The sequence below is a fragment of the Nocardia sp. FBN12 genome (genome assembly GCF_054031145.1).
In genome coordinates, this window is record NZ_CM132926.1 from 5,877,631 (window position 1) to 5,900,258 (window position 22,628).

At 64.8% G+C, this 22,628-nt stretch carries 19 protein-coding genes; 10 read left to right on the top strand and 9 right to left on the bottom strand.

Features of this window, described 5'->3' with window-relative positions; all coding sequences use genetic code 11:
- Positions 1-8 precede the first annotated feature (8 nt).
- Genes ACWZHB_RS27800 through ACWZHB_RS27810 form a run of 3 tightly spaced genes read right to left on the bottom strand, consistent with a single transcriptional unit; the run spans position 9 to position 4,954 of the window.
- Positions 9-2,501 carry a phosphoribosyltransferase gene (locus tag ACWZHB_RS27800; protein WP_427904733.1) on the bottom strand — a complete coding sequence of 831 codons (2,493 nt, stop codon included), beginning with the start codon at positions 2,499-2,501 and terminating at the stop codon, positions 9-11.
- The gene (locus ACWZHB_RS27805) at positions 2,498-3,709 is read right to left on the bottom strand and encodes an HpcH/HpaI aldolase/citrate lyase family protein (RefSeq protein WP_427904734.1); all 1,212 of its coding nucleotides are present in this window, start codon (positions 3,707-3,709) and stop codon (positions 2,498-2,500) included. Before ACWZHB_RS27805 ends, ACWZHB_RS27800 begins: the two co-directional genes overlap by 4 nt.
- Before the next feature lie 33 nt (positions 3,710-3,742).
- Complete coding sequence (locus ACWZHB_RS27810; protein ID WP_427904735.1) at positions 3,743-4,954, bottom strand: hypothetical protein; 1,212 nt, start codon at positions 4,952-4,954, stop codon at positions 3,743-3,745.
- 194 nt (positions 4,955-5,148) lie between these two features.
- Between ACWZHB_RS27810 and ACWZHB_RS27815 the strand changes: the two genes are divergently transcribed.
- Together ACWZHB_RS27815 and ACWZHB_RS27820 are read left to right on the top strand one after the other, a co-directional pair.
- A complete protein-coding gene (locus ACWZHB_RS27815; protein WP_056823921.1) occupies positions 5,149-5,724 on the top strand; it encodes a TerD family protein in 576 nt (191 codons plus the stop codon).
- 69 nt (positions 5,725-5,793) lie between these two features.
- A complete protein-coding gene (locus ACWZHB_RS27820) occupies positions 5,794-6,903 on the top strand; it encodes a DUF475 domain-containing protein (RefSeq protein ID WP_427904736.1) in 1,110 nt (369 codons plus the stop codon).
- 54 nt (positions 6,904-6,957) lie between these two features.
- On the opposite strand, the gene ACWZHB_RS27825 is transcribed toward ACWZHB_RS27820, so the two are convergent.
- Positions 6,958-8,334, bottom strand: coding sequence for a glycosyltransferase family 87 protein (locus tag ACWZHB_RS27825; RefSeq protein ID WP_427904737.1), 1,377 nt, complete (start codon positions 8,332-8,334; stop codon positions 6,958-6,960).
- Positions 8,335-8,504: 170 nt separating this feature from the next.
- Here ACWZHB_RS27825 and rpsF point away from each other — a divergent pair, with 170 nt between their 5' ends.
- From rpsF to ACWZHB_RS27850, 5 genes are all read left to right on the top strand, one after another.
- Entirely contained in the window at positions 8,505-8,792 is a 288-nt protein-coding gene (gene rpsF / locus ACWZHB_RS27830) for a 30S ribosomal protein S6 (protein ID WP_056823926.1), read from the top strand.
- 94 nt (positions 8,793-8,886) lie between these two features.
- Positions 8,887-9,462, top strand: coding sequence for a single-stranded DNA-binding protein (locus ACWZHB_RS27835; protein ID WP_427904738.1), 576 nt, complete (start codon positions 8,887-8,889; stop codon positions 9,460-9,462).
- Positions 9,463-9,495: 33 nt separating this feature from the next.
- Complete coding sequence (gene rpsR / locus ACWZHB_RS27840) at positions 9,496-9,747, top strand: 30S ribosomal protein S18 (protein WP_056823934.1); 252 nt, start codon at positions 9,496-9,498, stop codon at positions 9,745-9,747.
- 17 nt (positions 9,748-9,764) lie between these two features.
- On the top strand, positions 9,765-10,217 hold the full coding sequence (gene rplI / locus ACWZHB_RS27845) for a 50S ribosomal protein L9 (RefSeq protein WP_427904739.1): 453 nt from the start codon (positions 9,765-9,767) through the stop codon (positions 10,215-10,217).
- Between the two features lie 668 nt (positions 10,218-10,885).
- Positions 10,886-13,897: a replicative DNA helicase gene (locus ACWZHB_RS27850; RefSeq protein ID WP_427909319.1), complete on the top strand. Its 3,012-nt coding sequence runs from the start codon at positions 10,886-10,888 to the stop codon at positions 13,895-13,897.
- Between the two features lie 173 nt (positions 13,898-14,070).
- Here ACWZHB_RS27850 and ACWZHB_RS27855 read toward each other — a convergent pair whose 3' ends face one another.
- The 4 genes from ACWZHB_RS27855 to ACWZHB_RS27870 form a co-directional block, all read right to left on the bottom strand.
- Positions 14,071-14,766 carry a hypothetical protein gene (locus ACWZHB_RS27855; RefSeq protein ID WP_427904740.1) on the bottom strand — a complete coding sequence of 232 codons (696 nt, stop codon included), beginning with the start codon at positions 14,764-14,766 and terminating at the stop codon, positions 14,071-14,073.
- The gene (locus ACWZHB_RS27860; RefSeq protein WP_427904741.1) at positions 14,763-15,023 is read right to left on the bottom strand and encodes a hypothetical protein; all 261 of its coding nucleotides are present in this window, start codon (positions 15,021-15,023) and stop codon (positions 14,763-14,765) included. Before ACWZHB_RS27860 ends, ACWZHB_RS27855 begins: the two co-directional genes overlap by 4 nt.
- Positions 15,024-15,363: 340 nt before the next feature.
- Complete coding sequence (locus tag ACWZHB_RS27865; protein WP_427904742.1) at positions 15,364-16,722, bottom strand: MFS transporter; 1,359 nt, start codon at positions 16,720-16,722, stop codon at positions 15,364-15,366.
- A 49-nt stretch (positions 16,723-16,771) separates the two neighbouring features.
- Positions 16,772-17,713 carry a quinone oxidoreductase family protein gene (locus tag ACWZHB_RS27870; RefSeq protein WP_427904743.1) on the bottom strand — a complete coding sequence of 314 codons (942 nt, stop codon included), beginning with the start codon at positions 17,711-17,713 and terminating at the stop codon, positions 16,772-16,774.
- 84 nt (positions 17,714-17,797) lie between these two features.
- On the opposite strand from ACWZHB_RS27870, the gene ACWZHB_RS27875 reads away from it, so the two are divergent.
- The gene (locus ACWZHB_RS27875; RefSeq protein ID WP_427904744.1) at positions 17,798-18,430 is read left to right on the top strand and encodes a TetR/AcrR family transcriptional regulator; all 633 of its coding nucleotides are present in this window, start codon (positions 17,798-17,800) and stop codon (positions 18,428-18,430) included.
- Between the two features lie 466 nt (positions 18,431-18,896).
- Here ACWZHB_RS27875 and ACWZHB_RS27880 read toward each other — a convergent pair whose 3' ends face one another.
- On the bottom strand, positions 18,897-19,619 hold the full coding sequence (locus ACWZHB_RS27880; RefSeq protein WP_427904745.1) for a VTT domain-containing protein: 723 nt from the start codon (positions 19,617-19,619) through the stop codon (positions 18,897-18,899).
- Positions 19,620-20,149: 530 nt separating this feature from the next.
- On the opposite strand from ACWZHB_RS27880, the gene ACWZHB_RS27885 reads away from it, so the two are divergent.
- Positions 20,150-21,514 carry a hemolysin family protein gene (locus ACWZHB_RS27885; RefSeq protein WP_427909320.1) on the top strand — a complete coding sequence of 455 codons (1,365 nt, stop codon included), beginning with the start codon at positions 20,150-20,152 and terminating at the stop codon, positions 21,512-21,514.
- Complete coding sequence (locus ACWZHB_RS27890; RefSeq protein ID WP_427904746.1) at positions 21,507-22,586, top strand: CNNM domain-containing protein; 1,080 nt, start codon at positions 21,507-21,509, stop codon at positions 22,584-22,586. The genes ACWZHB_RS27885 and ACWZHB_RS27890 overlap by 8 nt, the downstream gene beginning before the upstream one ends.
- Positions 22,587-22,628: the final 42 nt, after the last annotated feature.

The window sequence follows — 22,628 nt, forward strand, 5'->3', positions numbered from 1 at the left end:
CTCGGCGGTCACCGGGGTAACTCCTTGATCAGGCCCATGCAGGAATAGGCCAGGTCGGGGACCACTTCCACCGGGACGTTGCGCGCCGCGGCGAGCAGGCGGATGTGGGCGTGCTCCGGTGCGTCTGCCTCGCGGACCAGCACCCGCCACGGTACCCGGCGCAACAGCACGCGGGTGGTCTCGCCGACGCCGGGCTTCACGTAATTGACTGTGCTGATGTCGTACTCGGCACGGACCTTCTCCACCGAGGCCCACCCGGACCAGTCCGGGGTGCGATCGGAATCCTGGATCGCGGCGACGGCGGCAGGCACCTGGTCGCTGATCGCGCCGAAAGCCGCTGTGACGGTGTTGATCAGCTGGTTCGAGACATCGGCGCCGATGAGGTCGCGGTAGAACTTGGCGCCGTGGAACTCGCCGGGGCCGATCAGGGTTTCGTTGAGAACCGTGCGCGAGACCAAGCCGGAGACAGTCGAATTCAGGCAGGCCGAGGCGATGAGGAAGTCGTCGCGGGTGCCGTAGGTGCGCACGCAATTGGCGGGGTCGGCCAGGACTACGAGCTCGTCGTTGAACCGGGCGCCACCGGCCGCGTGATAGGCATCGAGGGCGGCGGTGAGTTCGTGGGTGATCGCGCCCTTGCCGGTCCAGCCGTCGACGAAGACGATCGAGGCCGGATCGTGGTGGCGGGCGAGGTAGTCCAGCGCCACAGCGTCGATGCCGCGATCACGCACGATCGAGACCGCGTAATGCGGCACGACCAGTGGTTCGCGGCCGATACCGCTGACGAGCCACCGGCGCATGAGCACTCCGACGGGGGTGCCCGCCCTGGCCAGCGAGACCAGCACAACATTCTCACCGCGTTCGGCGACAACGAGTTCGGCCACGGTCGCCACCGCCAGCGCCAGTCGCTCAGCGCTGTCGGCGAGCACACGATCGAAGAGCTCGCGGTATTCGGCGTCGGGCTGGAACTCCACCGGCAGTGACTCGGCGTAATGGGCCACACCGGCTTGGATGCGCCGTTCACGTTCGGTCACATCGGCTTCCAGATCGGCGTCGGAGAGATCCTTCAGCAGCCACGAAACATCCTCGGGCGCATAGGAACCGAATTCGGGTCCGTGCAGGGCCGAGGGCAGCGGACGAGCACGTGGCGCCGGCGCGGCTACCTGCTCGGCGGTCCGGCCCGCATGCAGCGCACGGGGATTCGCGCCGGGGAGGACCGCGATCAAGACGTCGGCACCCGATGCGGTGAGGACGTCGACCAGTCCGCCGGGGGCGACCAGCTCCGGGGTGTCGGCGGGGGGATCGATGACGACCAGCAGGACCGGGTCCGCGTCGGGCCACTGGGCGTTGTAGAGGTAGCGCTGGGCGGTGGGGTCGGGTTCCGGGGCGGTGAAGCGGAAGCCACGGCGGAGGGGGTAGCCGGGTTCGTCGAGGACGTATGCCGGTGAGCGGGTGGTCGTTTGGAAGCGGGTGGGGGTCCCCGCGTCGGCCAGGTCGGCGGCCAGGCGCAGAGGGAGGTACATGAGTTCTTCGTGACCGATGACGATGACCGGGCGGCCGGCGAACTCGGCCTCGAGGCGGGCGTTCACCTCGTCGGCAATGGATTTCACCGCGACATCGAAAGCCGCGTTGTCCGAGCGCAGGGTGCCGTGGCGGCCGCCTTCGGGAACATCCGCAGGCCACGACAATTCGACGCGGCCGTACGAACCCGGCTGGGCTGCCACCGGATTCAGCTGCGGATCGGGCAAGTTCGTGACGGTTTCGATCAGTTCGGCGGGCAATTCGGTGCGACCGGAGGCCAGGCAGACCGTGTCGATGCGCGCGCCGAGTTCGGCTGCGGCAGCTTCGAATTTGATCCGATCGGCGGGGGTGCGCATGTCCACCAGCGAGGCCAGGACGTAATGCGAGCGCGGCGCGAAGGCATGCAGGGCGCGGACCGCGTCGATGGCGGTGTCACCGGTGGAGATCTCGTCGTCGACCAGCACCAGCGGCAGATCGTTGGCGAAGATCGCGGCGGGCGCGGGCTGGAGCAGATGCGAGGTGGCGTGCGAGTGGCCTTCTTCGAAACCGGTCAGCGTGGTGGCTCGCGGCTCGTGCCTGCGAGTGGAGTGCAGGTAGCAGCCCGCGTCGATTCGCGCGGCCACACAGTGACCCAAACCGGTAGCGGTCTCGGCGAATCCGAGCACCACAGCTTCCCGAGCACCCAGCACCTCACGCACCAGATCAGCCAGGCGGTTACCGGCACCGATCACAATGCGCGGATCGGTCGGCAGGTGCTTGCCCAACACCGTGGACACCAGCAGATGCGCCCGGCGCGGATTGCGGCGCAGACCCGGCTGCACCAGCGCGCCGATCGACAGCTCACCCGTGGCCACACTTTCGGCGGACAGCGCTACGAACCCATCGTCAGCCCGCACGTCCTCGGCCGAGCACGCGACGAACGACTCACCGTGATGCAGCTCGATACCGAGATGGACTGTCGCCCAAGGCCGTACGGCACTCATTCGGCGATCATCGCTGTCAGCAAGTCCACGAAAGACACTCCCTTGTTCGCGACCCCGAACGCACGGGCCCGAACCATCGTCTGGCGGGCCCAACTGCGGTGTGGGCGCATCTCGTTCATCTTGTTGCGGTATTCCGAGGCCGCGACGCCACCGACATCGGCGGACATGATGTCGAGCGCGTCGGCGTACTCCTCGTGGGTCACCACCTGCATCGCGTGCACGACGGGCACATGCGAGGGGTGGATCACCGTCTTGCCCTGGATGCCGTTGGCGCGGTCGAGGGTGATCTCGCGCAGCAGGCCGTCGAGGTCACGGCTCACCAGGTACTGGCGAAACTTCACCGCGTCGGATTCCTCGAACGGCGCGCTGCGCAGCTGCGGCCGGAACATCCGCTCGTGATCGGCGAAGTACTCCCAGACCGGACCGGTGATGATGAAGCCGGTGCCGTCGACGCGCCCGAGGTAGTTGACGATGTCGGCGATCACGTCGGCGACCACCCGCACGTCGTAGATCGTGAGGTCGCGGTCGCGGCGAATGCCGAAGGTCGAGCACATGTCGGTGGCGCCGATGCGCACGGCCAGCAGCTGTTCACGATGCTCGGCGAGCAGTTCGGCGATGCGCGAGAGCTGCTCGTCGCGGGTCTGGCGGTGCACCAGCTTCGCCGATTCGAGCACCGGCATCGCGTAGACGGGGCGGCCGAGGGTGCGGTTCGCGTCGTCGAGGGCGGCCAGGTAGGCGGGTCCGCTCACGGCGTCGAACTTGGGGAACACGAAGCCGGTGAGCACATCGGCACCCGGCCCGAGCGCCGAGACCAGCTCGCCGACCGACGCCGCGTCGCGCACCCGGATGAACAGCATCGGGTTCGCGTCTTCGCTGCGGGCCAGCAGGTCGAGGGTGTCGACCGCATGCTGTTTGGCGGCCTCCACCTGGTGATCGGCGACGGCGTCCTCGAGGTCGATCACCATCGAGCACACCCCGCGCGCGGCCCGTCGGCGGATCGTCGCGGTGAGGTCGGGGCGGGTCGCGGGCACATACAGGGTCGCGCCGAGCGCGGTCGCCAACAGCTCCCGGTCGTCGTGGCCCCGGATCGGATCCGGTTCGACCAGGAACAACTCCCGTCTGCGCGGGCCCTGCAACTGCTGGAAATGGCGCAGCGGTACCTGCTTACGCAAGCAAACTTCCGGTGCGATGGCGTAGCCCGCGGTCATTCCCCCCACCTCATCTGTCGGCCCATGTCATTTCTACTTGTCGGAAACGTGTTTTCTGATGCGCTCGACCACTCCGGCGATGAACTCTGCGACGGTCCGCAGCTCCGTAACATACGCCCAATAGTCTGGATGACGACCCGTCAGTCCAGCTGTAATGCGATCGAGGCGTTCTACTTGTGCATCGAGAACCGAGCCCCACTCGGCGACCAGACCTCGGTCGACCGCGAGCATCTGCGCGTCCCGCAGCCGGAATCGTACGGTGCGCGCCTGAGCTTCGGGGTCGCTACGTACCTCTCGTAACAATTCGAGACGCCGGGTGACGGCGTCGACCAACTGTTCGGCCTCGGCGAGGTACTCGCGTGCGCTGGCGGTCAAGTCAAGGGCGGTCTCCGGATTCCGATCGGCTGCCGCGACGCGCGCGCCGACCAGCGCTTCGTCGGCGGCGTCCATGCCACGACGGCTTTCCCGCTCATTGTTGGTCAAGTCCGCCGAACTCGCAGCGCTGAACTCGCGCAACAGCGCGGAGTAAGCCGGTCCGAGCGCGCCGGCGCGATTACGCACAGCCGCCAGCCTCGTGGTCACCGAGGCGATCGCGTTGGCGGCCGCCGAGGCACGAGAAGGCGCCTGCGCCAACGCATTCGATAGTTCAGCCGTCGCCTGCTGTACCTGTGCCGCGGCCTCGCGCGCACCCGCCACCGCCGTACCGGGATCGGTCGAGGAGGCTGTGAGCAGAGCCTCATCCAGCCTCCTTACACCGCCTTCGACAGAGGGGTATTTCGTGAACCCGGACGACGCGGCCGCGGCCAGCACCTGCTCGGCCTCGGCACGCACATGGGTCAGCAGTTGCGGCACCGACGCCCGCACGGTCGCGGCTTCGGCGAGGCCGTTGCGGTGCGCGTTGTAGAACTCGTCGACCCCGCGTGCGGCGTCGTTCAGCTGCCGCACCAGCACGTCGGCCCTGGCCGGGCCGTCGGCGATCGGGGTGCCCGCGGCCTCGGCGGCGTCGAGCTCATCGGTGAAACTCAGATACGCGCCCGCCGCGGCGTAGCACCGCGCCCGCACCGGCTCCCAGACAGCGCCGATCCGGCGCTCGGGAAAGACCTGCTCACTGGCCAACACACCCGCCTCCGCCGCCGACTGCCTGCGATCCATATCCAGGAAGGCCGCCGACGTCGTGGCCCGCGCCCCGCTGATCCACTCATGATCGGCCCCGGACCTGAACCATCCGCGTCTGCGAGGTGTCACCGGCACGTCCCCTTTCCGAACCGCGCATACGGTTCGCCCACTCACTGCCGTCGATGGTAGGAGATTCACCCCGTTAACCTGGGCTGCAGACGGTTCCTACGCAAGATCCGCGAAACCTATTACTGTCGTAGCGGTACCCGGCGATTCGGACATGCTGGGAAACGACACACCGGACTAACCGAAGGGATTCCCGCATGGGTGTCAGTCTGTCCAAGGGCGGCAACGTTTCGCTGACCAAAGAGGCCCCGAACTTGACCGCGGTCTCGGTCGGCCTCGGCTGGGACGTGCGCACCACCACCGGCACCGACTTCGACCTCGACGCGAGCGCCATCGCGACCGGCGCCGACAAGAAGGTCGTCTCCGACAAGCACTTCGTCTTCTTCAACAATCTGAAGTCGCCCGAAGGCGCCATCGAGCACGCAGGCGACAACACCACCGGTGAGGGCGAAGGCGACGACGAGGTCATCAACGTCGACCTGGCCAACACCCCGCCGACGATCGAGAGCATCTTCTTCCCGGTATCGATCTACGATGCCGAGACCCGCTCGCAGTCGTTCGGCCAGGTGCGCAACGCCTACATCCGCGTGGTCGATCGGGCCAACGGCACCGAGCTCGCCCGCTACGACCTGTCCGAGGACGCTTCGACCGAGACCGCCATGGTCTTCGGCGAGCTGTACCGCAACGGTGCAGAATGGAAGTTCCGCGCTGTCGGTCAGGGCTACGCCTCCGGCCTGTCCGGTATCGCTCGCGACTACGGCGTCAACGTCTAGTCATCATCGCGAACAGGGGGCTCGACACATCGGGCCCCCTGTTCGTGCGAAACAGAAAGGTCCCTCCGCGTGATAACGCGCATCTTCGGCCTGTCCATCGCCATCACGGTGGTCTCGCTGGTCGTGGCCTACCTCTACGGCGGCTTGACCGCTCTCGCACTGTGCGCCATCCTCGGCATTCTCGAGGTGTCGCTGTCGTTCGACAACGCCGTCATCAACGCCACCGTCCTGGAACGGATGAGCGAGTTCTGGCAGCGGATCTTCCTGACTATCGGCGTGCTGATCGCCGTGTTCGGTATGCGTCTGGTGTTCCCGCTCGCCATCGTGTGGGTCACCGCCGGACTGAACCCCGTCGAGGCCTTCGATCTGGCCCTCAACCCGCCGGCGAACGACGCTCCCACCTTCGCTGACGGCAGCCCCAGCTACGAGACCCTGCTCACCGACGCGCACCCGCAGATCGCGGCGTTCGGTGGCATGTTCCTGGCGCTGCTGTTCCTGAACTTCATCTTCGAGGAACGCGAGCACACCTGGCTGAGCTGGATCGAGAAGCCGCTGGCCAAAGCGGGCAAGCTCGACATGCTCTCGGTGGTCGTGTCCGGTACCGGTCTGGTGCTGGTCGCGGAGTTCCTCGCCGACGCCGACGATCGTTCGACCGTGCTGGTCGCCGGTCTGCTCGGCATGATCGTCTACATCCTGGTCGACGGACTCGGTTCGATGTTCCACACCGAGGAGTTCGAAGAGGGACCGCAGGGTGGCCCGTCCACGCTGGTCAAGGCGACCGGTAAGGCCGCCTTCTTCCTGTTCCTTTACCTGGAAGTGCTCGACGCCTCGTTCTCCTTCGACGGTGTGATCGGCGCGTTCGCGATCACCTCCGACCCGATCATCATCGCGCTCGGCCTCGGCCTGATCGGTGCGATGTTCGTCCGGTCGATCACGGTGTACCTGGTTCGCCAGGGCACGCTGTCGGATTACGTGTACCTCGAGCACGGCGCCCACTGGGCGATCGGCGCGCTGGCGACGATCCTGCTGATCTCGATCGGCGTGCACGTCAACGAGCTCATCACTGGTCTCGTCGGCGTGGCGTTCATCGGCGCGGCGCTCATCTCCAGTGTCCTGCGCAACCGCAAGGCCGAGCCTGACGCAGTGGAAGACGCCAAGGAATCCACTCCGGTCAGCTGATCGGCGAACCACAACGGCGGCGAGTCCCTTTCCGGGATCCGCCGCCGTTGTCGTTTACGCGGGTTGCAGTCGGCGTCCCGGTTCGGTGCTCGGTACGACACACGGACCGCGCATTCTCGCTCGCAGGAAGACGAAGAACAGGGTGATCAACAGAGCGGTGCGCAGCCACACGCCGAACTGGACGATCCCTTCCATCAGCTCGACGCCTTCGCCCTCACCCAGCGCGGCGAAGTACCGGAACACCCCGACGCCCACCGCCGCGTCGGCCACCAGATACGCCGCGACCAGCGACCACGGCACCTCCAGCAACACCAGGAACGGAATTATCCACAGGGTGTACTGGGGCGAATGCACCTTGTGGAAAAGCATGAACGCGGCCAGCATCGCCCCGCTCACGCCCACCCACGGGTACGCCGAATTCGGGGTCCAGCGCCGCCAGCCAAGCCACATGGCCAGCGCGAACCCGCCGAAGATCAACGCGGGCGAGGCGATCGAGACCGCGTCGTGCCAGGTCTGCGTCGTTTCCGCCGCGCGACCGAAGATCAGCTGGTGACCCCAGTACCAGATCGAGTTGGTGGTGATGTCGGCCTGGCGCAACTGCTGGAAGGTGATCGAGGCGCGCCAGCCTTCCGGCCCGGCCAGCATGAACGGCAGGTTCACCGCCAAGACCGTGCCCATCGCGGCGAGCAGGGTCTGCGCGGCACCCGCCACATCGAGCTCGCCGATCCGGCGCCGACCGCGCGGGGCGCCCTCGGTGAGCACATAGATCGCGAGCGGGAGCACGAAGATTCCCGGATAGAGCTTGAGACAGAAGCCCAGCGCGAGCAGTACCGCGGCGATGATTCCGCGAGTTCGCACAGACAGGCCGGTCAGCATCGTCATCACGTAGACCGCCGCCACCGCCGTACAGACCACCGGCAGTTCCCAGTTGTGGAATGCGTAGAACACCAGCGGCGGGCCGATCGCCCAGAGCAGCGCCGCCGGGCCCGCGATCCGGGCCAGCATCCAGGCGGTGAGCAGGGCGAACGGCGCGAGCAGCAGCGCCGAGTGCCACAGGAAGTCGGCGTCGTTGTCCACCCCGATGGCACCTGCCCACATCAGCACGCCGCTGAGCACGGGATACTCCACCGCGCCGCCGGTCAGCGCGCCGTCTTCGGTGATCGCGCCGTCGACATACGGGAACACGTGGTTGTCGATATCGCGGCCGAGCCAGAGGAATTGGATGTCGGAGTAGCAGACCTGCGAGTCCTTGCGCTCCTCGAAGACCAGGCTGCGCCCGGATTCGTCGATCGCGCCGCCCGCGCACCTGGCCTTGTTGGCGTAGGCCAGCGCGAGGGTGAGTCCGCACAGCACCATCACCAGGATGCTCATGGTCGCAGCCCACGTCGCGCCGCGTTGAACTGCGCGCTGCCGCGGGCCGACTGTGGTCATGCCGACCACATTAAGCGGCGGTTCCACGATCGTCGGCGCACACCCGCGGCGGGCATCGATTTCGCTGGTCACCACCCGCTCATGTAGCCTTGGCGGGTTGCTGACGCAACGAACCCTCCTGCCATGGAGAGTCCATGGCCGTTTCCTAGTCCACAGGAGGTGATTGGTCCGTGCGTCAATATGAAGTAATGGTCATCCTCGACCCGAGCCTGGACGAGCGCATCGTCGGGCAGTCCCTGGATACCCTGCTCACGGTCGTCAAGACCGAGGGCGGCAACGTCGACAAGGTCGACATCTGGGGCCGCCGCCGGCTCGCCTACGAAATCGCCAAGCAGGCCGAAGGCATCTACGCGATCGTCAACCTGACCGCGACCCCGGCCACCGTGAGCGAACTCGACCGCCAGCTGGGCCTGAACGAGACGGTGCTGCGCACCAAGGTTCTGCGCAACGACAAGTAGTCCGCACCCTTCTCACCATTTGTGTCAGAGCTTGGCTTTAGGCTCGAGCGCAAATCCCGAGATTGCGGACTGCACCCCGAGCAGGAGGAACCCCATGGCAGGCGACACGGTCATAACCGTCATCGGAAACTTGACGGCAGACCCGGAGCTTCGTTTCACGCCCGCAGGTGCGGCGGTGGCTAATTTCACCGTCGCGTCGACTCCCCGTGTGTTCGATCGCAATTCGAACGAGTGGAAAGACGGCGAGGCGCTGTTCCTGCGCTGCAACATCTGGCGTGAGGCAGCGGAGAACGTCGCCGAAAGTCTGACCCGAGGCGCTCGCGTCATCGTGAGCGGTCGGCTCAAGCAGCGCTCCTACGAAACCCGCGAGGGTGAGAAGCGCACTGTGGTCGAGCTCGAGGTCGACGAAGTCGGTCCCTCGCTGCGTTACGCGACGGCGAAGGTCTCCAAGGCCGGTCGCGGTGGCGGAGGCGGCGGTGGCGGCTTCAGTGGTGGTGGTTCCGGCAATGCCGGTGGTGGATCTAGCGCAGGCGGCTACAACGCCAACAATGGCGGCGGACGTCCGGCCGCTGGCAGCAATGCCGGTGGCGACGACGATCCGTGGGGTAGCGCGCCCGCGGCCGGCTCCTTCGGGGGCGGCGGCCGCATGGATGACGAACCGCCGTTCTGATCGAACGGCACTCATAGTACGGAGAGAAAAACCATGCCTAAAGCGCCCGCGCGCGAAAAGGTACTGAAGAAGAAGGCCTGTGCTTTCTGCAAGGAAGCAAAGTCCGGAATCGTCAATATCGATTACAAGGACACCACGCTGCTGCGTAAGTACGTCAGCGATCGCGGCAAGATCCGCGCTCGCCGCGTCACCGGCAACTGCGTGCAGCACCAGCGTGACATCGCTGTCGCCGTCAAGAACTCGCGTGAGGTGGCTCTGCTTCCTTACGTGTCGACCGCTCGCTGAGAAAGGGAGTCACACAGATGAAGCTCATCCTCACCGCTGATGTCGACAACCTCGGCGCCCCCGGCGACCTTGTCGAGGTCAAGGACGGCTACGGCCGTAACTTCCTGCTGCCCCGCGGTCTGGCCATCCAGGCCACCCGTGGCGCCCAGAAGCAGGTCGACGGAATCCGTCGCGCCCAGGACGCCCGCAAGGTGCGCGACCTGGATCACGCCAACGAGCTGAAGCAGGCCATCGAGGGCCTCGCCGAGGTCAAGCTGGCCGTGAAGACCGCCGACAGCGGCAAGCTGTTCGGTTCGGTCACCACCACCGACGTGGCTTCGGCCATCAAGGCGGCCGGTGGCCCCGTGGTGGACAAGCGCAGCATCGAGCTGCCGAAGTCGCACATCAAGGCGACCGGTAAGCACGGCATCGTGGTGCACCTGCACCCCGATGTGGCTGCGAAGTTCAACCTCGAGGTTGCTGCGAACTGAGTTCGCCGGAAACCACCCCTGTGCGTGCATAGGGGTGGTTTCTGCTTGCCTTTTTCAGGCCGATTTTGCGATAACTGATCGGTAGCCGATGTCGTGGCATGCACGGATGGTGTTGCGCGGCTCATGGTCGGTAATCGCTTGACCACCGGTTATTCAGCCTGTGGATGACTGGTGAAACCGACCGGCAGATTTGTGACTCCCGTCATAGCCTGCACCATCACTGTTTACCCAACACGCCCGGCTGTTCACCTTGACCGACACGCCGAAACTTCTTTCATCCACAGGGCCGAAGTTTGGTAAATCGGGGTCTAGCAGGGTGTTTAATCGCGCTGACCTGGGTTTTCCCCATGTTTTCCACAGGTGGTGCACAACAACAGGTGAACTACCCCCAAGTTATCCACAGTTGTGTGCACATGTCGGGTTGGCGAGTCCCGAAAACGTCGCCTAGGTTCGTCGCATTGCCCTGCGAGCGGCCCCGGGAATCACGCAGGCAACCGATTGCTGACATCCGTGTCGGTGTCCGGGAGTACAACGAGAACATCGATGTGTAACCCCCGGTTCTGCGGGCAGAGAGGACTCCCCTGGTGACAACCACCGGTGACCGCGCGCAAACCGAGTTCACGCCTGAACCCCCCGGCGAGGACTTCGGTCGTCAGCCCCCGCACGACATGGCCGCTGAGCAGTCGGTCCTCGGCGGCATGCTGCTGAGCAAGGACGCCATCGCCGACGTGATCGAGGTGCTGCGCCCCGGCGACTTCTACCGTCCCGCGCACCAGGCCGTCTACGACACCATCCTCGACCTCTACAGCCGCGGCGAACCCGCCGACCCCGTCACCGTCTCCGCCGGTCTCGACCGCCGCGGCGAACTCAAGCGCATCGGCGGCCCGCCCTACCTGGTCACCCTCACCCAGACCGTCCCCACCGCGGCCAACGCCGGCTTCTACGCCGAGATCGTCGCGGAAAAGGCCATCCTGCGCCGCCTGGTCGAAGCGGGCACCCGCATCGTCCAGTTCGGCTACGCCGGCGCCGACGGCCAGGACGTGGCCGAGGTGGTCGACCGCGCCCAGGCCGAAATCTACGAAGTCACCGAACGCCGCACCACCGAGGACTTCACCCCGCTGGAAGAACTCCTCCAGCCCACCATGGACGAAATCGACTCCATCGCCTCCCGAGGCGGCATCTCCCTCGGCGTCCCCACCGGCTTCACCGAACTCGACGAGCTCACCAACGGGTTGCACCCGGGGCAGATGATCATCGTCGCGGCGCGACCTGGTGTCGGTAAGGCGCTGGCACTGGATACTCCCCTGCCGACGCCTGGCGGTTGGACCACGATGGGCGAGGTTCGTGTCGGTGACGAGCTCCTCGGGGCCGACGGCAGGCCGACCAGGGTGCTCGCAGCCACCGAGGAGATGACCGACCGGCCTTGCTACGAGGTCGAGTTCTCCGACGGCACCGTCATCACCGCCGACGAAGAACACTTGTGGACCACACTCGCCCCCACCTTGGCACCGCATCCGGTTGTCCGGACCACCGGCGAGATCGCACACAGCCTGCGCACGCCGCGGGACAACTTCGCCCACATGGTGCCCAGATCCGCTCGGTCGGCGGCACGCCAGATCGTTGACGTCCGCAAGGTCGACCCCGTGCTCGTCCGCTGCGTCGAGGTCGACAACGCCGACCACATGTACCTAGCGGGTCGCACGATGGTGCCCACGCACAACTCGACACTCGGCATGGACTTCATGCGCAGCTGCTCGATCAAGCACGGCATGGCCAGCGTCATCTTCTCGCTCGAAATGAGCCGCACCGAGATCGTGATGCGTCTGCTCTCTGCCGAAGCAAAGATCAAGCTCGGCGATATGCGGTCCGGGCGGATGAGCGATGATGACTGGACCAAGCTGGCTCGCCGGATGAGTGAGATCAGTGAGGCGCCGCTGTTCGTCGATGATTCACCGAACTTGACGATGATGGAGATTCGGGCGAAGGCTCGGCGGCTCAAGCAGCGCCATGACCTGAAACTCGTTGTGGTGGACTACCTCCAGCTGATGAGCTCGGGCAAAAAGGTCGAATCGCGCCAGCAGGAAGTCTCGGAATTCTCACGTCACCTCAAGCTGCTCGCCAAGGAACTCGAAGTTCCCGTGATCGCGATCTCGCAGCTGAACCGTGGTCCGGAACAGCGAACCGACAAGCGTCCCATGGTGTCCGACCTTCGTGAATCGGGTTGCATGCCCGCGTCGACGCGAATCCTGCGTGCAGACAACGGTGCCGAGGTCACCCTGGGAGAGCTGATCGACAGTGGCGAGCAGCCACTCGTCTGGTCACTCGACGAGCGGATGCGGATGGTGGCCCGCCCGATGGTGAAGGTGTTCCCGAGCGGACACAAGGAAGTCTTCAAGCTGAAGCTCGCCTCCGGCCGCGAGGTCGAAGCCACCGGCAACCACCCCTTCCTGACTGTCGACGGCTGGATCGCCCTCGACAAGCTCGCTGTCGGCGACCGCCTGGCGACGCCACGACTCGTCCCGGAACCCGTGCACACCACGCGACTGCCTGAAGCCGAGATCGTGATGCTCGCGCACATGATCGGCGACGGCTCGTGCGTGAAACGCCAACCGATCCGCTACGCGAGCGTCGACGAGCAAAATCTCGCCGCCGTCACGACCGCCGCCGAGCACTTCGGTATCAGCGCGGTCCGCGACGAGTACCCCGCCGCCCGCGTCACCACCCTGCGCCTGCGCGCGCCGTACCGGCTTACCCACGGCAAGCGCAACCCGATCGCCGCCTGGCTGGACACCCTTGGCTTGTTCGGCCTTCGTAGCTACGAAAAGTTCGTCCCCGAGCCAATTTTCGCGCTGCCCAACGACCAGATCGCACTGTTCCTGCGTCACCTATGGGCAACCGACGGGTCCGTGCGATGGGACGCGAAGGGCCGCCAAGCCCGCGTGTACTACGCCTCGACCAGCCGTCGCCTTGTCGATGATGTGAACCAATTGCTATTGCGCCTCGGTGTGCACGGCCGCATCAAGACAGTCCGTAAAGCCAATTACCGAGACTGCTACCACCTGACAATCGACGGCGGCGAGAACCAGACGACCTTCCTGCGTGACGTCGGCGTGCACGGCGCACGCGGCAAGTCCGCCGAGGCCGCCCTCGCAGAGCTGGCCCCGATGGCTCGCAACACGAACGTCGACACTGTGCCCGCCGAAGTCTGGAACCGCGTCCGCACGCTACTGGCAGACAAGGAAATGACGCACCGAGAGTTTTCCGCCGCCATGGGTTCGCGCTTCTGCGGCAGCACCATGTGGAAGCACTCCCCCAGTCGTTCACGCCTGGCCCGAGTCGCGACCGTCCTCGACAATGCCGACATCGACATGCTCGCCACCAACGATGTCTTCTGGGACAAGATCGTCGATATCACCAGCCTCGGCGAGCAAGACGTCTACGACGGAACTGTCCCAGGCACACATAACTTTGTGGCACAAGGTATTTCGGCCCACAACAGCCTGGAGCAGGACGCCGACATGGTCATCTTGCTCCACCGCCCCGATGCGATCGAACGAGACGACCCCCGAGGCGGCGAGGCCGACCTCATCGTCGGCAAGCACCGTAACGGCCCGACCGCCACGATCACCGTTGCGCACCAACTGCATTTGAGCCGCTTCGTGGATATGGCCCGCGGCTGACACAACGCTGGGCCTGTAGATTGGTCCGCGTGGCTCGTCGGTATCGTTTCGCCGCGCCGTCGGGGATGTCCCCGAAATCCCTTGGGAGGACATGGCCGTCGGCGACATCGCAGGGATCCTGCTCCGTGGCGAACGTTTCGATGGCGACTCGGACAGAAGCACTTCTCTGGTATCTACTGGTCGGCCACCGTGCCCTCCACAGGATGGGCAGCTCCACAGAACATTAGGACATAAAAACTATCAAAACCAGCTGCAAGCGACTGCGCGAGCGCAGATGCGCTACTTGCCACATCAGCGCCCTGCTCGGGCGAAGGAGTCCCGGCGAAGCTCCGGTTCAACCGGACATGCAGGGTGGCATTCGCTATGCGGAAGTCAACTTCGCCGCTGGCACTCTTCTCTGCAATCTCCTTGAATGAGTACGCATCATCGCCAAGATTCTGGATGACTGTTGCCGTCGGGACATGCTGGTTACGGTAGGTCACAAAGTTTCGCTTCGCTTCTTCCACGGGGTCGCTGGCACCCCATTCGTCAGCCTGGTTCACGCGTACTGAGATAAAAATTGTGTTGGAACGTAGACTTGTTCCATCAGCTGCATTTATCTCGGACGTGCCGGCGGTGTAGGCACCGTAGCAGGTCAATGTTTTGGAGAAATCCTGTTCCGGCAATTCGCTCTTGAATTGAATTCCGGAGTCGAAGAGATCCCCGGCAAAACTCGAAATGGAGTCCTTGGCGGCCTCATAAATTTTGGCGCAGTCAGCAGGCGGCGTGCTGTACTGCGCAACGTCAGATTCCGTGGTCCCACAGCTCGCGAGGGTCAGGCAAGACGCTGTAGCTACCGCGGATACCCACATGCTGTTTCTTACATTCATGACGGCACCCCCCAGCCTGGACCAGTCGGATTACGGGGCTGCCATCCCGGAACACTCAACGCGGCTGGAGCGATCGCCGCAGGGACTTCCACCTGATTGATCTGGGTGATGATATCGTCGATCTTGCCGCCGGAATCGATCATATATTTGCTGAGATCATCCATCAGGGTTTTGGTTCCGCTCATAAACGTGGCGACGCATTCCAACGCCGCACTCTGGTAACTGTCGGTACCACCCGCCCCGCCAGTGAAAATCACGATTGTAATGTCCTCGAGTCGCCATTAATGACGCCCCGCTATGACATCGGCCGCTCTAAGCGCCGTGACGCCTGCGAAAATCTCCATTTAACCCCCGTTGGTACGGCCGCGTCGATCAAGCGGGCCAGAACGACCCTAGCCCGAATCGGCTGTCAACGCATCCCTGCGATCGTCTCGCAGCGCACGGGGAAGCAGGCTTTCCGGTGACCACCCGGTACCTGTCCTGCGTCAACGCAAAGTATCTGAGAAGATATGAAACCAGATCTGAGGATCTACAAGTTCATCGAGCTGTACCGATACCAGATGCCAGCTGACCGACGAGGCGCCGACAAATCTGACCTCATGGCTCTTTTGCCGGGACCCGCTCGTGTTTGACAACCGATTCGTCAGTGGCGCCAGCACCTGGGCGAGTGGGGTCGAACCGGTAGCGGTAGGTGATCGGGATGACGATCATGATCAAGATCGCCGCGAAGATGACCATGGTGCCGCCGCCGGAGACAGCGATCGTGGTGCCCACCAGTGCCGCGGTGATGCCGTGAGAGAAGTCGCCGAGGCGTTGACCGCCCGCGACTGCGACAGTGAACAATCCCTGCAGTCGACCGCGGATATCGTCGGTGGCGATCTGCTGAATCATGGTGGAGCGGAAGATCACCGAGATCAGGTCGCCGACTCCGGCGATCGCCAGGAAGAAGATCGCGAGAACGAGCCCGCCGCTGCCGAGAAGAGCGCTCAGACCGAATCCGGTGATGCCCAGACCCCAGATGACGACGCCGACCACAACCGCGACACCGTGCCTGCGCACCCTCGGCACCCATCCGGAGAAGACACCGCCGAGCACCGATCCGATCGCCATCGCCGCGAACAACAAGCCGACGATCAACTCACCGTCAGCCGCACCCGCGGCGAAACTCTTCTCGGTCATCTCCGGGAACAGCGCACGCGGCAGACCAGCGACCATCGCGACCAGGTCGATCACGAACATCGCCATGATCAGGCGATGCGACGAGACATACACCAACCCGAACCAGATCTCGCGCACGCCGGACCGGGTCACGTTGCCGCTGGGTGGCAACGCGGGCAGTCGGTAGGCAGCCCACACCGCGACCAGCATCGCGGCCGAATCCAGCAGGTAGGCCAGCGCCGACCCGCCGAAGGCGATGGTCACGCCGGCCAGCACGCTACCGACGATGCCGCCGATCTGAATGACCGTCATCTCGAGGGTATTGGCGGCCGCGATGTGCTGCGCGGGCAGAATACGCGGGAAAATCGCATTGCGGGTCGACTGGTTGATCGCGATACATGCCTGCTGCAACACGAGAATCCCAAACAGCAGCCAGATGTTGTTCAGATGCAGAAAGGCCTGAGTGAACAGCAGACTGGTGGCAAGGAGCATCCCGAATGAACTGCCCACCAGAAGTTTCCGTCGGTCGACAACATCGGCTAACGCTCCGCCCCACAACCCGAAGATGACCAGGGGCGCCAGCGTGAACACGCCGACGAGGCCGACGTAGGCCGACGATCCCGTCATCGCGTACACCTGTAGGGGTACCGCGATCACTGTCAGCTGTGCACCGGAGATCGACACGACCCCGCTGAGCCACAGTCGCCGGAACGCCGGATACGCCAACGGTCTGCGATCGATCAGCACACCGCTACGACGCTCGGGCGACTGCGACTCGTCACCGGATTCCCCGACCATCACATCGCCGCGTGATCGGTGGTCATCCGCTGCCGTGCCGCCAGGCGGCTCATGGAACAAGCACCATCTTGTGCCGCACGGTGGCCGACCGTTCCCAAGCGGCAGCTACGTCGGCCAGCGGGACCAGCTCGTAGTCGACGATCAGATCCCTGCGGTCGACCCATTCGATCAACTGCCGGTAGGCGCGCATCATCGCTTCCGGTCCGTGGTGTACCGGCATGAATCCGGTGACCGAAGCGCCGAGTGAGCGCAGGAGTTGTGCGGGCAACGCCACTGTCGCACCCGCGCGATCACCTACTTGCACAAGGCGCACACCAGGATTGCCCGCCGCGATGGCGGCCCGGGCAGGTTCACCCCACGTGTAGTCCACGATGACGTCCACGCCGCCCGAGGCTTCACGGATGGCAGCGCAGAGCTGCTCAACCGAAAGTTTGTCGGTCGCGATCGTCGCCGAAGCTCCGAGCGCGATGGTGGCTTCCAGTGCGCTTTTGTCGCGGCCGACCACGGTAATGGTGCCCGCGCCGAGCAGCCGTGCGGCTTGGATCGCGAGCCTGCCGACGACACCGCTTCCGCCGAGCAGCACGACGTTGTCGCCCGGCTGCACCCGTGCGGTGTCGGTGAGTGGCATCAGTGCCGCCATCCCGCTGTTGCCGAGGCAGGCCGCGACGGGGAAGTCGACGCTGTCGGGGATGGGGATCGTGAATCCGGCAGGGACGACTGTGCTTTCGGCCATCGACCCGAAGGGAGTGATCGGCCTGCCGAAGTAGACACGCTGGTTGTCAGTGGTCACTCCAGCCCCTTCGATGCCGGTGACGACCGGGAACCTCGTGGGACTCAGATAGTGCTTGCCGGCGGCGGTGAACCGGTCGATCGAGTTGATCGTGGCCGCGCGGACCTCGATCAGTACGCCATCGGGATAGGTGCTTGGTTTTGGAGCGTCGAAATTCCCGAATTCCGGTGCGCCGTACCTGTGCAGTACCGCAGCTTTCATGAGCCCACCCTCAAAGCTGTAGTGAATCGATATTCAGTGAACTATGATTCATGACGATACCCTCCCCGTTGAGACTGTCAAGGAGTGATCGACATCGACGCAACCGCCGGCCGGCCGACGCACCGGCAGCGCCAAGCCGCCCAGACGAACGCCGATCTGAAGGCCGCGGCGCGGGTCGTTTTCGCACGTCAGGGCTATCTGAACACCAAGATCACCGACATCACTGCCGAGGCAGGTCGTGCAGCAGGGTCGTTCTACAACCACTTCCAGAGCAAGGAGGAGGTCCTCGCAGCTCTCGCTGTCGACATCGGCGAGGCCGCCGACATCATCGCAAACGACCCGCCGCACTCGGTCACGGAGTCCAGCGTGATGCCGATCCACGAGTCCACCCGCAACCACCTCACGGTCTTCTGGCACACCTACGCCGCCAACCGCGACGTCTTCGCCGCGATCGAACAGGCCGCACTAGCGAATTCGGCGTTCGCCCAGCAGATGCGAGCCTTCCGCGCCGAACAGTTCCGACCCTGGATCGCGTGGCTCACCGAGCTGGCCGCCCGCGGCGCCCGGCTCCCCGCGGGTCCCGCCGCCACCGCCGCGATGATCGCGGCCACCGCCGAAACGATGATCCAGACCTGGGACTCCGATCCGCAGACCGGCATCGACAATCTGACCGAGTTCATCGCTGCCGGTCTCAGCGCGGATCTTGATCAGCGCTGATCCGACAGGTCGCCGATCCACTACCTTTCACAATCCCTGCCGACACGGGTTGCGCCACTAGCGATTTCGGCGTCAACCTCCGGCCAGCCGCGTGCTCTCACAGCCGAAAGCAGCGGGGCGCCGAGGACGACAGCGCCGCCGCGGCCACGATGATCACGGCCGCCGCGCGCGGTCTGGCCGATGCGCTGTCGATCGAGTCAGAGCCTGTCGAGTCCGATGTGCTGAATGATGTTCTACGACCGGTGATTCAATCGTGTTCACAGGACGCTGCCGCCATTTTCGACCAGCAGTTCTGAGTCGCGGTAAGAGGATGGATCTGCCGAGCGAGGAGGATATGACCGCGGACCGTCGTGAGGAGTATGACGACGTGGTGGAGCAGCATCGGATCGAGTCCGGCGCCTAGTCGTCACCGCGTAGACCTGGTCCGGGCCTAGGTACTGTCGTAGTCACCTTGCTGCGTGACCGATCAAGCGCGGGCAGGTTCGGTGGAATCGGCGGTGTCTTCGACGGGAGCGGTTCGCTTGCCACCGATGACGCGCTTAGCGACTTCGATGACGATGGGCAGGACGGAGACCGCCACGATGAGTAGAAAGATGAGATCGATGTTGTCGCGGACCATCTTGATCTGGCCGAGCAGGTACCCCAGGTAAGTGACACCGGAGCCCCACAACACGCCACCGATGATGTTGTAGATCGCGAAGGTTCGGTACCGCATACCGGCAGCGCCCGCGACGACCGGCGCGAAGGTCCGCACGATCGGAACGAAGCGGGCCAGCACAATGGTGATCGGCCCGTGTTTGACGAAGAAGGCATGCGATTCGTCGATATAGCTCTTCTTGAAGAACCGGGCGTCGTTGCTCTTGAACAACGCGGTGCCGCCGCGGGCACCGATCACGTACCCGACCTGGTCGCCGAGGATCGCGGCGATCGGGACCAGCACCAGCAGGACACCGATCGGCGCGAACGGCGCGATCTCGGTTGACTTCGACGCCGCGATCAACCCCGCGGTGAACAGCAGCGAGTCGCCGGGCAACAACGGAAACAGGAGCCCCGACTCGACGAACACCACGACGAGCAGGCCCAGCAGCATCCAGGTGCCGAACGAGTTGAGCAGGTTCACCGGATCCAGAAAGCCTGGAAGCAATGCCAGATCCGTGGTCACTGAACTGGCCATGGTCTGCAACGTCATTGTGGGCTACCTACCTGAACTCGGGGCGATCGCAGGACATGGTGGAGCTGGTTCGAGTGCGCCGCCGACGTGGCGGCCAGTCGCTCGGTGCGGCTCCTCACTCACGACGGTAACACGTGCCACTGTATGGTTCCCCGCCGCAAGAAGGCACCGGTCGACGCCACCCGCCCTACTGCGTCCCGTTCGCGTGCGCCATCGCGAGACTAGCCATGCCTGGTGCACCTTTGCCTGAGCGTGTACGAACCGCCGGAGATCGCCGACCATCCAATATTCTGTCGGCAGGTCTCAGCGATCTGGCAACGGATTGTCGAACGAAAAGCTTTGGAAGAGAGGGCTTTCAGAAGACCGGGGTGTGGGCGCCTGCGATGACCGCGAGAACAGCCGGCGGGATCGTAGGGGCTGCGATGGGCCGTCAACCCTACAGTGCTACGTGTTAGTGTGGCTCGCATGCCTGAAGGTGACAGTGACGACGAAGGTCCGAGTCAGTTGCTCCGCAGAGCGGCGCGGGAATGCGGTGGCAGGGTGTGGGTGTGCTGACCGCGTTGAGTGTCCTTCTCGGAGTAGCAGTAGTTCTGTTGATCACCGCGTTGACCGGGTATTTCGTAGCCCAGGAATTCGCGTATATGGCGGTGGACCGCTCCCGGCTGGCGGCGCAGGCCGAAGCCGGTGACGCAGCGGCCGGCCGCGCGTTGTCGGTGACCCGGCGAACCTCGTTCATGCTCTCGGGCGCCCAGTTGGGTATCACCGTGACCGGACTGCTGGTCGGCTATGTAGCCGAACCGCTGATCGGGCGGGGGCTAGGGGAACTGTTCGGCGGCATCGGAATCCCGACCGCGGTCGGTATCGGTGTCGGCACGGTTCTCGCGATTGTGTTCTCGACTGTGGTGCAGATGTTGTTCGGTGAGTTGTTCCCGAAGAACCTCGCCATCGCTCGCCCCGAGCCCGTCGCCCGCTGGCTCGCCCGCTCGACGACCGCCTATCTGCGCGTATTCGGATGGCTGATCTGGCTTTTCGACCAATCATCGAACGTGTTGTTGCGCGCGTTGCGCATCGAACCGGTCCACGATGTGGAGCATTCGGCCACACCACGCGACCTCGAACACATCGTCGCCGCGTCACGTGATGCGGGTGAACTGCCCCGCGAGTTGTCCACGTTGCTGGACCGCATTCTCGATTTCCCTTCCGCCACAGCCGAACACGCGATGATTCCCCGCGCCCAGGTCGACCTCGTTCACGCCGACGTTCCGGTCGCCGAGGTGATTGCCCGGATGAGTACCGGGCATACGCGGTATCCGGTGGTCGGTAGTTCCAGCGACGACCTGCTCGGCGTCATCGAATTGCACGACCTGCTCGGCGATGACCCGACCGGAATCGCGGGAGACCACATGCGGCCTGCGGTCTTGGTCCCGGAATCGTTGGCATTGCCCGACGTCGTCGCCCGCCTCAGCGAGACTCGGCAGGAGATGGCGTTGGTCGTCGACGAATACGGCGGTTTCGCCGGGATCGTGACGGTCGAGGACATCGCCGAAGAACTCGTCGGTGAGATCGCCGACGAACACGACTCGGGCACGACCCCGGAAATCATTGCCGAAGACGGTGGTTGGCTCGTTCCGGGAACTGTGCACCTCGACGAGGTCGAGCGGGTGATCGGTGTCGACCTGCCCACCGGCGACTATGAAACCATCGCGGGCCTGGTGATCAACACCTATGGGGGTCTGCCCGAAGCAGGTGCCCGCGTCGACATCGTGGTGCCGCGCAGTGGCGCCGACTACCTCACCGAGCGGCCGGGTCCGGCTCGGACGGTGCTCGCGGAAGTCAGGGCGGTCGGGAAACATGTGCCGTCGTCGGTGTGGTTGACCGTGCGTACCGAACAGGCAGGGGACGCCGGTGAGTAACCCGTGGGTGGTCGTCGCTGTCACGATCGTATTGATCGCGGCCAGCGCGTTCTTCGTCGCTGTCGAGTTCGCGTTGATCGCGGCACGCAAGCATCGTTTGGAGGACGCGGCGCCGACAAGCCGGGCGGCGCGGGCGGCGTTGCGTAGTTCCGCGGAGTTGCCGGTGCTGCTCGCAGGATCTCAGCTCGGGATCACGGTGTGCACGCTGGCGTTGGGTGCGGTTACCAAACCGGCTGTGCACCATTGGATCACCCCGCTCATCGAGCATCTGGGCGCGCCGCTGTGGGTTGCCGATGCCGCCGGGTTCGTGCTCGCGTTGATCGTGGTGACGTTTCTGCATCTGGTGGTCGGTGAGATGGCGCCCAAGTCGTGGGCGATCGCACATCCGGAGAGATCAGCCACCATGCTGGCTATTCCGATGCGAGCGTTCATGACGGTGACGCGACCACTGCTCACCGCGTTGAACCACGCCGCGAACTGGTGTCTGCGCAAGGTGGGCGTTACCCCCGTCGACGAGGTCGACGCCGGTCAGGATTCGGCTGCGCTGCGGCATCTGGTCGAGCACTCCGCGACCGTGGGTACTCTCGACGAGCGGTACCACGGAAACCTCACCAGCGCACTGGAACTCGAGCAGCTCACCGTCGGCGATATCGTCGCACCGAACCCGGGTCCGAGCGCTGTCGCACCCAATGCCGACGTCGGTGAAATCCAGACAGTTTCGCGCGATACCGGTCACCTGCGGCTGCTGGTACGCACCGGTGACGATGTCGTGGGCGTGGTCCATGTCCGCGACAGCCTTGCCGCACCGGCGCAGTCCACAGCTGCGGATCTCTTGCGACCGGTCCTGCGGTTCGACACCAGCGTCCCGGTCTATGAGGCGCTGCGCGTGATGCGCGAAACCCGCAACCATCTCGCCCTGGTCGCCGCCCCGGATTCCGGGGTCGCGATCGTCGGGCTGGTCACGATCACCGACGTCCTGCAGCGGCTGCTCCCGGCCGCCGCGGGCAGCGATCCGATCAACTCGGTGCCACCACGCCGGCAGGGTGGTGGCACCACCACCGCGAGTACATAGCAGCAGCGGGAACGGAGCACGCCAGTGCTGCTGTGGTCGAGC